Origin of the sequence: Cohnella sp. GbtcB17 (assembly GCF_019091135.1) — a bacterium.
GTDB lineage: Bacteria > Bacillota > Bacilli > Paenibacillales > Paenibacillaceae > Cohnella.
In genome coordinates this window covers 107,896-121,371 of the sequence record NZ_JAGXJW010000007.1, presented here as the reverse complement: position 1 = coordinate 121,371, position 13,476 = coordinate 107,896, and the positions used below count along the sequence as shown (strand labels likewise).

The 13,476-nt window shown below is 60.6% G+C and carries 15 protein-coding genes; all 15 read right to left on the bottom strand.

What is annotated here, in order from left to right:
* Positions 1 to 2: 2 nt before the first annotated feature.
* Positions 3 to 719, bottom strand: a complete 717-nt coding sequence (locus KVT38_RS05705; protein WP_282912790.1) for a response regulator transcription factor — start codon at positions 717 to 719, stop codon at positions 3 to 5.
* A 50-nt stretch (positions 720 to 769) separates the two neighbouring features.
* On the bottom strand, positions 770 to 2,032 hold the full coding sequence (gene ccsA / locus KVT38_RS05700) for a cytochrome c biogenesis protein CcsA (RefSeq protein ID WP_217592719.1): 1,263 nt from the start codon (positions 2,030 to 2,032) through the stop codon (positions 770 to 772).
* Positions 2,029 to 3,708: a cytochrome c biogenesis protein ResB gene (gene resB, locus KVT38_RS05695; RefSeq protein WP_217592718.1), complete on the bottom strand. Its 1,680-nt coding sequence runs from the start codon at positions 3,706 to 3,708 to the stop codon at positions 2,029 to 2,031. The genes ccsA and resB overlap by 4 nt, the downstream gene beginning before the upstream one ends.
* Positions 3,709 to 3,732: 24 nt before the next feature.
* Positions 3,733 to 4,263: a redoxin domain-containing protein gene (locus KVT38_RS05690; protein ID WP_368859056.1), complete on the bottom strand. Its 531-nt coding sequence runs from the start codon at positions 4,261 to 4,263 to the stop codon at positions 3,733 to 3,735.
* Positions 4,264 to 4,393: 130 nt separating this feature from the next.
* Positions 4,394 to 5,134, bottom strand: a complete 741-nt coding sequence (locus KVT38_RS05685) for a pseudouridine synthase (protein ID WP_217592716.1) — start codon at positions 5,132 to 5,134, stop codon at positions 4,394 to 4,396.
* A 78-nt stretch (positions 5,135 to 5,212) separates the two neighbouring features.
* On the bottom strand, positions 5,213 to 5,743 hold the full coding sequence (locus KVT38_RS05680; RefSeq protein ID WP_217592715.1) for a spore maturation protein: 531 nt from the start codon (positions 5,741 to 5,743) through the stop codon (positions 5,213 to 5,215).
* A gap of 42 nt (positions 5,744 to 5,785) precedes the next feature.
* The gene (locus KVT38_RS05675) at positions 5,786 to 6,460 is read right to left on the bottom strand and encodes a nucleoside recognition domain-containing protein (RefSeq protein WP_217592714.1); all 675 of its coding nucleotides are present in this window, start codon (positions 6,458 to 6,460) and stop codon (positions 5,786 to 5,788) included.
* Between the two features lie 13 nt (positions 6,461 to 6,473).
* Complete coding sequence (locus KVT38_RS05670; protein WP_254639028.1) at positions 6,474 to 7,502, bottom strand: D-alanyl-D-alanine carboxypeptidase family protein; 1,029 nt, start codon at positions 7,500 to 7,502, stop codon at positions 6,474 to 6,476.
* Between the two features lie 297 nt (positions 7,503 to 7,799).
* Positions 7,800 to 8,288 (bottom strand): GerW family sporulation protein, encoded by a 489-nt coding sequence (gene ytfJ, locus KVT38_RS05665; RefSeq protein WP_217592713.1) that lies wholly within the window; start codon positions 8,286 to 8,288, stop codon positions 7,800 to 7,802.
* Positions 8,289 to 8,433: 145 nt separating this feature from the next.
* Positions 8,434 to 9,138 (bottom strand): DUF2953 domain-containing protein, encoded by a 705-nt coding sequence (locus KVT38_RS05660; protein WP_217592712.1) that lies wholly within the window; start codon positions 9,136 to 9,138, stop codon positions 8,434 to 8,436.
* Between the two features lie 67 nt (positions 9,139 to 9,205).
* Positions 9,206 to 9,946: an SMC-Scp complex subunit ScpB gene (gene scpB / locus KVT38_RS05655; protein WP_217592711.1), complete on the bottom strand. Its 741-nt coding sequence runs from the start codon at positions 9,944 to 9,946 to the stop codon at positions 9,206 to 9,208.
* On the bottom strand, positions 9,915 to 10,727 hold the full coding sequence (locus KVT38_RS05650; RefSeq protein WP_254639021.1) for a segregation and condensation protein A: 813 nt from the start codon (positions 10,725 to 10,727) through the stop codon (positions 9,915 to 9,917). Before KVT38_RS05650 ends, scpB begins: the two co-directional genes overlap by 32 nt.
* A gap of 97 nt (positions 10,728 to 10,824) precedes the next feature.
* A complete protein-coding gene (gene ribH / locus KVT38_RS05645) occupies positions 10,825 to 11,295 on the bottom strand; it encodes a 6,7-dimethyl-8-ribityllumazine synthase (RefSeq protein WP_217592710.1) in 471 nt (156 codons plus the stop codon).
* Positions 11,296 to 11,300: 5 nt separating this feature from the next.
* Complete coding sequence (locus KVT38_RS05640) at positions 11,301 to 12,587, bottom strand: bifunctional 3,4-dihydroxy-2-butanone-4-phosphate synthase/GTP cyclohydrolase II (RefSeq protein ID WP_217592709.1); 1,287 nt, start codon at positions 12,585 to 12,587, stop codon at positions 11,301 to 11,303.
* A gap of 28 nt (positions 12,588 to 12,615) precedes the next feature.
* Entirely contained in the window at positions 12,616 to 13,287 is a 672-nt protein-coding gene (locus KVT38_RS05635; RefSeq protein ID WP_217592708.1) for a riboflavin synthase, read from the bottom strand.
* Positions 13,288 to 13,476 lie beyond the last annotated feature (189 nt).

The following is a 13,476-nucleotide window of genomic DNA, read 5'->3' as shown; positions in this document are numbered from 1 at the left end:
GCTTACTTCGCCACCTCGAGCTTGTAGCCGACGCCCCATACGGTCGTGATCATCGCGGCGGCTTCGGTCGAGACGCGGTTCAGCTTTTCGCGAAGCCGCTTGACGTGCGTATCGACCGTGCGCAGATCCCCGAAGAAGTCGTAATTCCAGACGTCCTTCAGCAGATCCTCCCGGGAGAACACCTTGTCCGGCGAGCTCGCCAAATAATGCAGCAGCTCGTATTCTTTGGGCGTCAGGTTCACTTCCTGCCCGCCGGCGGTGACGCGGTGCGCGTCATGCTCGATGACCAGATGCGGGAAGACGATATTGTTGCTCGTGTTCAGCTCTTTGGACAAGAAAGCCGTCGCGGACGACCGCCGCAAAATCGCCTTGATGCGGAAGATAACCTCGCGCGGGCTGAACGGCTTGACGACATAATCGTCGGCGCCGGCCTCGAAGCCCTGCACGCGGTTCACTTCCTCGCCCTTTGCCGTCAGCATGATAACCGGCGTCGCCTTGGACTGGCGCAGGCGCGAGCATACTTCCATGCCGTCGATGCCGGGCAGCATCAGGTCGAGCACGATCAGGTCGTATTCTTCCTGAAGCGCCAGCTTCAGCGCCGTCTCGCCGTCCTCCGCTTCCTCGATGACATAGCCTTCCTTTTCCAGATACATGCGCAGCAGGCGACGGATACGCTCCTCGTCGTCCACTACCAATATGCGATTTCCGGCGCTCATGATCGGGTTTGGCCCCTTTCCTCACTATAAGTCAGCTTGTCTTATTATAACGGTTAAACGCCAGCATAGGAATGCAGGCCGGCTATGACGAGGTTGACGCCGATCAGCGTGAACAGCACCACGATAAAGCCGATGACCGCGAGCCATGCGGAACGGGTGCCCTGCCAGCCTCTCGACAGCCGCAGATGCAGATAAGCGCTGTAGAACAGCCAGGTGATAAGCGCCCATACTTCCTTCGGATCCCAGCCCCAAAATCTCGACCAGGCGATCTGCGCCCAGATCATCGCAAATATTAGCGCGCCGAGCGTGAACACCGGGAAGCCGATCGCGATCGCCCGGTAGCTGATCTCGTCCAGGTCCTCCGGATCGATGTCGGACAGATGCGGGTGAATAACGGCGGCGATCGGCTTGCGCGCGATCAGCCGGAGCAGGCCGTACAGAATCGCGCCGGACAGCAGCGACCAGATGACGGTGTTCAGCTTGCGGCCCGCGTTGACGCCGTTCATCCAGGACGGCGCCTCGAACAGCGGGTCCTTAATGCCGAGATACGGCTGCATGGACAGCTTTTCGCTGTTGTAAGGCGCTACGATCGGCGGCAGTCCGTATTCGACCGTTTGCGTGACGCTCTGCTGGACGCCCTGCTGGTCGATGCTCACCTTTTCCTGCTGGAACTTGGCTTCGTAGCCGCCGCCGCGGAAGGCGAACACGGACACGAGGAAGCCGATGATGACGACCATGAAAAACAGGACGAACTCGACCCATCTCTGCTCGCGGCGGCCGGCTTTGTCTTTGCGCGAGAAGTCGATGACCCGCAGCAGCTGCACGAGCGCGGCGGCGAAGCCGACTGCGAAGAAGGCTTCGCCCGTAGCGGCTGTCGTGACGTGAATCTTGAGCCAGTAGCTGTTGGGCGCCGGGATGAGCGGCTGCACCTCGGACGGGAACACGGCCGCGTAAGCGATGATGATGACGACGAGCGGAATGGCGAACGCGCCGAGCAGGTTGTTGCGATAGATCAGATGTACGATGATGAAGGCGAAGACGATCGCCATCGCCAGAAACGTCATAAACTCGTACATGTTGCTCGTCGGAATATGGCCGCCGCCCTTCCAGCGGGTGAAAAAGAAGGTGAGATGGCACACCCAGCCGGCGACCGCCAGAATGAAGCCGAAGCGGCCCCAACGGCGGTTGTGGAGCTCGGGCTCCCGGTTGCTCCAGCGCTTGCCGGCCACCGCGATCGCATAGCAGATAAAGGATGCGCAGTACAGGTAAAAGGCTGCCTGGAATGCGGTGCTGCTGATATCGAGCCAGTGATTCAACGTGAATTCCTCCTGTTATCGAGCGCCTTCGGATCGACGACGATGCCGCACTTGGCGAGCGCCGATGCCGTTTCGTTTCGGATGCCGTACGTGTTCTTGTTCGTATGCGCGCCCAGCGTGAGCTTGCCGTCGTCGATGCGCAGCCAGATGCGCCTGTGATGCCAGTAGAAGCCCATCACGAGACCGATCATCGAGATCGCCGCCCCTACCCAAACGTACGGCATCGCCCGGTCGACCCGAACGTTAAGAAAAGTCGTGTACTGCGAAAATGTCACGTTTTCCATTTTGCCGACCTCGAAGTTGAAGCGCCCCGTATTGCTCCCGAGCTTCTCGAAGCTGTCGTTGATTTGCTGCTGAACGCCCTTGTCGCTTGCGCTCGGCATCGGGAAGTAGATGTACAGCTCCCCCTTCTCGTCCAGGTCGGGACCTGTAATCCGAAAGACGAATGCCGGATTGTTGAAGTCGCGGGACTTCGTCATCGGGCGGCCTTCTTCGTCGAGACCGAAGTCGGGGTAAACGTCGTTCAGCGTCAGCGTGTAGGGACCTGCCTGGGACTTTTCCGCCGGATTGTTCATCTTCAGGTCGAACGGTCCGTACGAATCGCCGGTCTTGGCATCGAGCAGCATCGGCTTCACTTCGATAAGCCGGATTTTTTGCTCGAAATTGTACTGATACAGCTTGAGCCCTTTGTATTCGAGCGGCGAGTTGACCTCGATATTGTGCGACTCTACCTTCTCGAGCACCGGATCGTGCAGCGGGTCGTCGTCGCAATACTGCGTGCACGCGTACAGCGTCGCCTGCGTCTGATAAAGCTTGGCGCGAAGCGTGCCCTTCAGCTGTGTCGGCAGCTCTTCGTCCTTGTAGTAATCGACGGTAAACTTGTCGTTGCCGACGTAATAATTGGTGCCGGGAATCTGTTTGACCTGATGCTCGTCGATGCTGACGTACTGATCCATATGCCACGCCGGCACGCTCCGGCCGAGCACGGCCAGTAGAAAGAGGATCAATCCGATGTGATTGATGTACGGCCCCCATCGGCTGAACCGGTTTTTCTCTGCGAGCAGAGCGGTGCCTTCCGTCCATACACGATAGCGTTTGCGCTTCAGCTGGGCGCCGAAGTCCGCGACCCACTTTTCCGCATCCCCGGGAATATCGGCCGTAAGCACGGTCTGCTGACGGGTGAGGAACGTAAGATGCTTGCGGACCTGCTGCTTGGACAGCGCCTTGTAGAGCGGCAGCACGCGGTCCAGACTGCAGATGACGAGCGACGTGCCGATCATGACGAGCAGGCCGATGAACCACCAGGATTCGTACGTGCGGGACAAGCCCAACGCCTGATAGATCGCACCCCATGTACCGTACGTTTCTTTGTAGAAAGCGGCCGGCTCGTCAAGGTTGATAAAGGTGCTTTCTTGCGGGTAAATCGTCCCGATCGCCGCACCGAGCAGCGTGAGAATGATGAGCCAGATGGCGATCTTGACCGACGAAAAGAAATTCCATACGCGGTCGATGAGCGCCGGGTTTTTCTTCTGCGAGCGTCTGGCCGCGCCGTCGTAGCGCATCTCCAGCGGCGAATCGAGCGGAAGATCGTCCACCAGCGGTTTGCCGCAGGATTCGCAGAGCACGGTTCCCGTCGGATTCTGGTGACCGCACTCGCACTTCGTATTGTGTATCAACTGTTGCTGCCTCCTGTCAGAGCCCTAATCCTTGCCGAGCAGCAGTCTGACGCGGGATTCGATCGTCTCCTCGCTCATCGGGCCGCCGATGACGATATCCTGAATCTTGCCGTCGGCCGAGATGAAGAAAGTCGTCGGATATTCCTTCAGGCCGTATTTGCGTTCGGTTTTTTTGTTTTTGTCGAGCAACACGGGAAAGTCGATGTCGTAGGACCTCAGAAAACTGCCGACGCTGACCCGGTCCTCGCTCAGATTGATGCCGACAAGCTGGACGCCCTGTTCCTTCCATTTGTCGTACTGCGCCTGAAGCGCAGGCATTTCATTGCGGCAGGGCGGACAAAACGTCCCCCAGAAATTGACCACGAGCGGCTTGCCGCGGTACGAATCGAGGCTGTGCGCCTGGCCGTCGAGGCCGAGCAATTCGAACGCGGGCGCCTCGCTGCCGGGTTTAAGCGCTTTATTCGGCTTCAAAAAAGACTGGCCGATCGCGTATCCCCCGACGAGCAGCACGACGGCCAGAATGATGTATTGAATCGGTTTGCGATAACGCTTCACTATGTCACCACCAGCGTCTTTTGTTCCATTATAGCGAAAATACCGGATTCGCAGGCAGGCGCCCGGAGCTCCGGTTTTGAACATTGTGTGACACGCCGTGACACGTTAGTGTCCTGTGCCGAGAACGTCTTTACCCGCCCCGCTCCGCTTTTTTGGCGGCGTCGCGCAGCGATTGGACCTCTGACTCCGTTAGCTTGCGGTATTTGCCGCGCTGAAGGTTGTCCAGCGTGAGTCCGCCGAACGAGACGCGCTTCAGCCGGATGACCGGATGATGGATCGCCTCGAACATCCGTCTCACCTGGCGGTTGCGTCCTTCGTGAATCGTGATCGAGATCGTCGCCTGCTTGCCTTCCGGATCGACGTCGTGATATTCGATCTCGGCGGGCGCGGTCATGCCGTCCTCAAGCTTGATCCCTTTCTGGAGCTTGTCCAGCGCGTCGCCGTGAGGCACCCGCTCGACGGTCGCCAAATACGTCTTGGCCACGTGGTGGCGCGGATGGGTGAGCAGATTGGCGAGCTCCCCGTCGTTCGTAAGCAGCAGCAGTCCTTCGGTGTCGTAATCGAGCCGGCCGACCGGATAGACGCGTTCCTTGACCCCTTTGAGGAAGTCGGTTACGACCGTGCGACCCTTTTCGTCGTGCATGCTCGTGATGACGCCCTTGGGCTTATTGAACAGCAAGTAAAGCTTGCTCTCGGATTTAATCTTTTTGCCGTTCACCGCGATGGCATCCTTAGCGGGATCGGCCTTGACGCCGAGCTCCTTGATCACCTCGCCGTTAACCGTCACCTTACCGGCCGCGATGAGCTCCTCGCACTTGCGTCTGGATGCGACGCCGGCGTTCGCGAGTATTTTTTGCAATCGTTCTTCCACTGATGGTTCACCTCATCCCCCATCATACTCCGATGGCGGGATTTGCACAACTTGGGCGGGGATTCCGAGAGAGGCGGATTAAAAAAGGAGCCAGCAGGCGAACACGGCCGCGAAGAAGCCGACCGCGTCGGAGAAGAGCCCGACCTTAAGCGCGTACCGGGCGTTGCGGATGCCGACGGCGCCGAAGTACACCGTGACGACGTACAGCGTCGTGTCCGTGCTGCCCTGGACGACGGAGGCGATCCGGCCGATCAGGGAGTCGGGACCGTACGTTTTGATGAGGTCGGTCGCAAAAGCGAGCGAGCCCGCGCCGGTAATCGGGCGAAGCAGGCCGAGCGGGAGCACTTCGGCGGGGATGCCGAGCCCGCTGAATAAAGGGGCGACCCAGCCGATCAGCATGTCCATCGCGCCGGACGCGCGGAACATGCTGATGGCAGTCATCATGCCGACGAGGTGGGGAATGATGGCGATCGCCGTCTGGAAGCCGTCCTTGGCGCCGTCGACGAACGTTTCGTACACAGGAACCTTGCGGAAAGCGGCGACGAGCGGGATAAGGACGATGAACATGGGTATCGCCCAAGCGGAGAGCGCGTTCAAGGCGGCAACCATGGCGAACGCTCCTTTCTCCCTCGAAATCTAGAATCCGTAGTTCTAAAGCGACGCAGGCGGACGGTCCGGCTGGCCGCTTGGCGCAGCGACGGGCGGATGCACCGGCGAATGTATCGGCGGCAGCATTGGCGGCGCCCCGCGCCTTTGACGGCGCCGGTACCAGCGATCGGCCGCGATGGCCGCTCCGGTCGATATGGCGGTCGCGAGAAGCGTCGGTCCGATAATATCCGCCGGGTGCGCCGAGCCGAAATTCATCCGGATCGCGATCAGCGTCGTCGGCACGATCGTGATGCTCGCCGTGTTCAGCGCCAACAGCGTACACATCGCCGGCGTCGCGACGGCCGGGTTTGCATTAAGCTTCTGCAGCTCCTGCATGGCGCGAATCCCCATCGGCGTGGCCGCGTTGCCGAGCCCGATCAAGTTGGCGCTCAAGTTGGAAAGGATGTAGCCGAGCGCGGGATGGTCCTTCGGCACGTCCGGGAACAGCCAGCGCACGACGGGCGCCATCAGGAGCGACAAGCGCCGCACGATGCCCGATACCTCCGCGATTTTCATCAGCCCCATCCAGAATACGAGGATGCTGATCAAGCCGAAGCATACGGTGACCCCTGTCTGCGCGCCTGAAAAAGCGGCCTCGGTCACTTGCTGGATGCGCCCGTTGGCCGCGCCGAACAGCACGCTGAGCCCGATCATGCCGAGCCAGATCCAATTGACCATAAGACCGCCTCCTTTAATCGGATCGCTCTTCGGGTGCCGGCGTCCGCGGCAACAGCTCGACGGCGCCGATCGGCTCACCGTTTAACCGGTACGAGAGTCTGCCCCTGTAGCCAAACTTGTAATCGGTCGAATCGGGGCCGTACAGTTCAACGCGCAGCTCGACCTTTTCCCGCTCGCCTGCCGCGAACGGATAGCGCAGCGTCGATGCGGCTACAAAAGGATAATTTTGCACTTCGGCGCCCTTGCCGATCACCTGCTCGAGCCGGTACGCGGAAAAGCCGTAGTCGAGCAGCTTGGCGTGGTCGTTCCAGTCGTTCCCGTCGTTCAGCGTCACGGCGGCCAGCTGCCTGCCGTCCCGCGTCGCGGAGCTGACGAGCGTCCGCAGCGCCTGCTTCGTATAACCCGTCTTGACGCCGTCGGCGCCTTCATATAATTGAAGCATTTTATTTTTGTTGACCCACTTGTAATCCCATTCCTCGTCCGGATTCGGCGCCGTTTTCACCTTGGTGCTCACAATATCCCGGAACGTCGGGTCGTGCAGCGCATAGGCCGCGAGCTTGGCCATGTCGTTCGCGCTGGCATAGTGGCCTTTTTGATCCAGCCCGCTCGGATTGGCGAAGTGGCTGTTCGACATGCCGATCTCTTCGGCCTTGGCGTTCATCAAAAAGACGAAGCCTTCCAAAGAGCCGCCGACGTGCTCGGCGACCGCCGTCGCGGCGTCGTTGCCCGAGCGCAGCATGAGCCCGTACAGCATGTCCTTCAGCTTCATTTTTTCGCCGGCCTTCAAATAAATCGAAGAGCCCTCCTTGCCTGCGGCACGGCTGCTGACCGTTACGAGGCTGTCCAGATCGCCTTGCTCGATCGCGATGATCGCGGTCATAATCTTCGTCGTGCTTGCGATCAGCATCGGCTCGTCGCCGCGGCTGCTATAGAGCAGCCGGCCGCTGGTCACGTCGATCAGCGCGGCCGCCTTCGCATGCGTCGTTGGCTTGACAGGTTCGGATAGTGCGGGCGTTGCCGCCGATGACGGCGCTCCGTTCATTCCGGACGACGAAGCGGAAGCCATTGCCGGATGGGGCGATAAAAACAAAGACAGCGCGGCCGCCCCGGCCGCCGCAATCCCCGCGACGCGCGAGCGGACGCGGCTTTTCGTTCGAGCTTGCATCAACGGTTTCCTCCCTGCGGGCTTGCTTGTCTGCCAACCGTCTCTCCATTGTATGCGGGCATGTCCGCGCTTATGCGGCTGCCTCGCGCTTGTCCGCATAAAAAGAAGCGCAAGGCGTACGCCCGTTCGGGCAAGCCTTGCGCTTGTTTTTTTCGCTTGCTCGCGCGCACGGGCTCAGTGCGAGTTGCGTTCCGGATCGGCCGGCATCGAAGCGATCCCGCGTCCCTCGATCAGCTCGTCCTTGTCGCCGCGGAACATGCGCTGCAGCTTGTCGACCCACGTCGGCGCGGCATCGATCAGCCGTTCGAACAGATGCGTCTGATTGTCGAGCGGCACAACCTTGACGCCTTGCGCGCCTACGACGAGAAATGCGATCGGGCTGATCGATACGCCGCCGCCGCTGCCGCCGCCGAAAGGCATTTGCACGCTTGCGTTGTGGCCGCCGTCCTGTTGATTTTGACCGTTCTTGCGCTTGCCTTGCTCGTCCATGCCTTGGAACTCGGAGCCGCCGGCCGCGAATCCGAAGCCGACCTTGCTGATCGGCAGAATGACGCTACCGTCCGGCGTTTGAACGGGCTCGCCGACGATCGTGTTGACGTCGACCATTTCCTTGATGTTTTCCATTGCAGTCTGCATCAATCCCTGAATCGGATGTTCGGACATGCTCTCGCTCGCCTCCTATGCTGTATGCTGCGCGGCATTCGGATAAATGAAGCCTTCCGCCAGCTATAGGTTAACCGCCGCCGGCGCGGAATATGTAAACCGGCCCCGGGCGCGCTCGCTTGCTCCGCACCGTCCGACGGCTCCTCTAAGTTTGCGAAGCTTGACGGTTCGAGACCGCGCGCCAGTCCCTGATCGCTTTGCGCAGCGCTGAGCCGTAGCGCAGACGCGGCAGCAGCCTAAGCGCGTGCGCGAGAACGGCGCCAGCCCGTATGCGAAAATCCGCTTCCCACACGACCGTCAGCTCGACGCCGGCGTAAACCGGCTCCACCCGACCGTGCGGATGCGTGTTCAGCCTGATGAAACGATCCAGCGCGCCGGTCGCGATCCCGTGGATCGACCAGCAAAGTCCCGCCGCAACGGCGGTCGACGCCGCGTCCCCCGTTCCGATCCGGATATCCATCCGGTAGCGCATGCATTCGACTTTGCTAAGCCCCTCGAACATCCACGGCTTCAATTCCCTGACGGACACGAGCATCTCCCGGATGGCTAGCTTCAGTCGCCGGAGGCTTTGCGCATTGATGAGCCGTTTCCCCGCCCGGGAAGACGTCTGACCCGCGCCGGCCGCTTCCGTCTGCTCCTTCACATGGTACGACAGGCCGGTTTTCGAAAGTTTGATCGTAGGGACTTCTACGTGAATACGGTACAGCCCGTACAGCGCATGCACGATCACGATGAGCTGGTCCAGCTTGCCGCTGCGGGAATATCGGATTCGAAGGCGGACGAAAGACGAACATGCCGCGACGACGGCAGCCAGGAGGCATGCCGCGGCAGCCCAATACCAAAAAACCATACGCTCCCCTGCCTTTCGCATGGGGATAGTATGGCCTCGGCGCATGGGATCATGCGCATAATGCAGATTAGAATTCCCAGTCGTCGGACTTCGGCGCAGGCGCCGGAGAGCGTGCATGATCGTCGTCTTCGTCTTCGTCCTCGCGAATTCGATCCGAAGGCGGCGCTTCGTCCTCGTCGTAGGCGGGCAAGCCTTCAAGCAGCGCGCGATCGAGATCGTCGAGCGACAGCTGCCGGCCCTCGATTCGTTCGAACAGCATTCGGGTTCGCTCTTCCATATCTTCGTCGGCATCGGCCGTAACGACCGGATCGGGCAATTCCTCGATGCCGGACAAGCCGAAGTAGTCGAGAAACGCCTTGGTCGTGCCGTACAGAATCGGACGGCCGATCTGCTCGGCGCGGCCGACTTCTTCGATCAAATCCTTGGCGACCAGCGTCTGCAGCGGCCGCTCGGCCTTGACGCCGCGGATCTCCTCGATCTCGACGCGGGTGATCGGCTGACGGTAAGCGACGATGGACAGCGTTTCGAGCGCGGCCTGCGACAGAGGCGTCCGTGCCGGCGAATAGGCGAGCTTCTCGAAGTATGCCGCGTGCTCGGGCGCGGTCGTCAGCCGGTACGTCCCCGCGATCTCCGCGATGCGGATGCCCCGCTTGCGCCGGACGAGATCCTTTTGCAAATCCTTGACGATGTCGGTGACGACGTCGCCGTCCACCTCGACGATTTCCGCGATCGTTTTTTTCGTGAGCCCGTCTTCTCCCGCAACGAACAGCAGCCCTTCAAGTACCGATTTCAAGGTCGAATAATCCATCGTCATCGGCCTCCCTTCCCGTCCACGTCAGCACGATCTCGTCGAACAACGCGCTCTGGTGACAGCTGACCCAGCGGCGCTTCATCAGCTCCAGCACGGCCAAAAAGGTGGCTACGATCTCCTCGCGCACCGGCGAATCGCCGATCAGCTGGGAGAACATTACCTTCGCTTCCCCGGCCGCGCCGCGTGTCTTGAGCACGGACATGATGTCGCGAATCCGATCCTTGACGGAGATCTCGTCCCGTTGGATGGCCGATATCCGGTTTCTGCCGGCAGCGCGCCTCAGCGCCTTGCGGAACGCCCGCACCAGATCGTCGACGTGCAGCCCCTCGACCGGATTGCGCTTCACGCTCGGCTCGAACGGCGACAGGTCGTAAGGCTCGCGCGTAAAAACGAGGCTGCGCTCGAGCTCGTGCTCGCGCAGTTGCCCGGCGATCGCCTTGTATTTTCGGTACTCGATCAGCTTGCGGATGAGCTCTTCGCGCGGATCCTCGCCGAAGTCGTCGACTTCCGTCAGCCAAGGCTCGTCCGTGACCGGCGGTTTGGGCAGCAGTTGCCTGCTTTTCATCGACAGCAGCGTGGCGGCCATCACGAGAAATTCGCTCGTCACATCCAGCTCCAGCTCCGTCATCGCCTCGAGATAGGACATGTATTGGTCGGTAATGTCGCTGATCGAGATGTCTTCGATGGCGATCTCCGCCTTGTCGATCAAGTGAAGCAGCAGATCGAGCGGGCCTTCGAACGTTTCCAGCTTGTATAAAACGGTCGTGCCGATGTTCAATCACCCTTCCCCAGCGTTCAAACGGCGCCCCGGACAGCGTCGAAGGCGGCGTGTGGCTCCGCCGCCTTCATAAGCTCCCGGCTGTCGGCAGGTGCGATCAGCCTTGCAGCGCCCGCGTCAGGTTAGCCATTTCGATCGCCGTCGCCGCCGCTTCCCAGCCCTTGTTGCCGGCTTTGGTGCCCGCGCGCTCGATGGCCTGCTCGATGCTGTCGACGGTCAGTACGCCGAACACCGTCGGGACGCCTGTCTTCAGCCCGACCGCAGCGACGCCTTTGGCGGCTTCGTTGCATACATAATCGAAATGCGGCGTCGATCCTCGAATAACGGCGCCCAAGGTGATGACCGCGTCGTACTTGCCGCTCTCGGCCATCTTCTGCGCGATCAGCGGAATCTCGAACGCGCCCGGCACCCAGGCCACCTCTACCTCATGATCCTCCGCGCCGTGACGCTTGAATGCGTCGAGCGCGCCGCTCAGCAGCTTGGAAGAGATAAACTCGTTGAACCGTCCTACGACGACGCCGTATTTTAACCCTTGGGAGATGAGATTGCCTTCATATACGAATGCCATTTCTTTCATCCTCTCTTCGGCGCAAGGCCGGTCTGTTCGTTTTGTTCGATCGTCGGAATCGGTGCGAGCGACTGCTCCTGGCCTTCAGCGAACGAGAGCAGGTGACCCAGCTTGGAGCGCTTCGTCCGAAGATACGACTTGTTGTCGTCGTTCTCGTTCATCTGGATCGGCACGCGCTCCACGATCTCGAGGCCGTAGCCTTCGAGGCCGCGAACCTTGCGCGGATTGTTCGTCAGAAGCCGGATGCGCCGGACACCGAGATCTTTAAGAATTTGCGCGCCGATGCCGTAATCGCGAAGATCCGGCGCGAACCCCAATTTTATATTCGCCTCGACCGTGTCCAATCCTTCTTCTTGGAGCTGGTAAGCGCGAAGTTTGTTGAGCAAGCCGATGCCACGCCCCTCCTGGCGCATGTACAGAAGTATGCCGCGTCCTTCGCGCGCGATTTGGCGCATCGCGGCTTCGAGCTGCGGACCGCAATCGCAGCGGTGCGAAAGGAAGATGTCGCCGGTCAGACACTCGGAGTGCACCCGCAGCAGAACAGGCTCGCTGTCGTCGATAACCCCTTTGACGAGGGCGACGTGCTCCTTGTTATCCACCTCGTTGGAGTAGGCGACCATTTCAAAATCGCCGAAGTCGGTCGGCATGCGGACGGACACTTCGCGTTTGACGAGCTTTTCTTTATCGTTGCGGTAGCGAATAAGCTCTTGAATCGAGATCAGCTTCAGGTCATGCTCTTTGGCGAACAGCTGCAGATCGGGCAGCCGCGCCATCGTCCCGTCTTCTTTGATGACCTCGCAGATGACGGCCGCCGGCTCGGAATCGCACAAAATCGCGAGGTCGATCGCGGCTTCCGTATGGCCGGAGCGGCGCAGCACGCCGCCCTTCTTGGCGATCAGCGGGAAAATATGCCCCGGCTTGCGGAAATCGCCCGGCTTGGCCTCGGGGTCGATCAATCCCTTCACGGTCATGGCCCGCTCATAGGCTGAGATGCCCGTCGTCGTCGATATGTGGTCGACCGACACCGTAAAGGCCGTGCCGTGATAATCCGTGTTGTGGGTCACCATGGGCGGCAGCTCGAGCTGCTCCGCGCGTTCTTGGGTGATCGGCGCACAGACGAGCCCGCGCGCCTTCGTGATCATGAAGTTGATCACTTCAGGCGTCGCCATTTCGGCGAGCGCGATCAGATCGCCCTCGTTTTCCCGATCCTCGTCGTCCACGACGAGAACCATCTTGCCCAGCTTCAAATCCGCCAGCGCCGACTCGATCGTATCGAATGTTTCGCTTTCCATTTCTCATTTCCCCCTTGTGCCTTTCAAGTCAGAAGCCGAACTCTCTCAGCTTCGCTTCCGTAAGCCCCGAGGCGGCCCGCGGTGCGGGCGCCGGTCCTCCGTGTCTCTCATGCAGCAGATGATCGATATATTTGCCCAAAATGTCGTTTTCTACGTTGACCGTAGCGCCGGGCTGCTTGTGCGCGAGCGCCGTCTCCGCCAGCGTGTGCGGGATAATCGATACGGTTAGCGTGCCGGACGTCCGGTCCGCTTCCACAACGGTCAGGCTAATGCCGTCGAGCGTGATCGAGCCCTGAGGCACGACGAGCCTCAGCAGATGCGCCTGTTCGGGCCGCAGCCGAAATACGACGGCGTTGGCCTCGTGCGTCCGCGACACGATCACCGCCGTGCCGTCTACATGTCCTTGTACGATATGGCCGCCGAAACGGCCGCCGGCGAGCATCGCCCGTTCGAGATTGACGGGTTCGCCCGGCTTTAAATGCTTCAGATTCGTATGTCTGTACGTCTCCGGCATGACGTCCGCGCTGAAGCCGCTGCCGTTGTAGGCGACGACCGTGAGGCAGACGCCGTTCACGGCGATGCTGTCGCCGAGCTTTACATCCTCCAGCACCTTGCGCGCGGCTACCGTCACGACAAGCGCTTCGCCGCGGCTCTCGATCCGCTGCAGCTTGCCGACTTCTTCAATGAGTCCCGTGAACATCCACTATCCTCCTTCCTCGCGCCGCTCGGGTTAACCGGTCGCGCGCGTCGATTCGCCGCCCGACATTCGAAGCGCGAAGCGAATGCAGTCGCGTTCTCTCGCAGCTTCGCCTCTTGTCACTTCCTCTCCGCTCGCGAGCTCGGCAACTGGCTTAAGTACGCAAAAAAACCCGGAGTGCTCCCCCGGGTC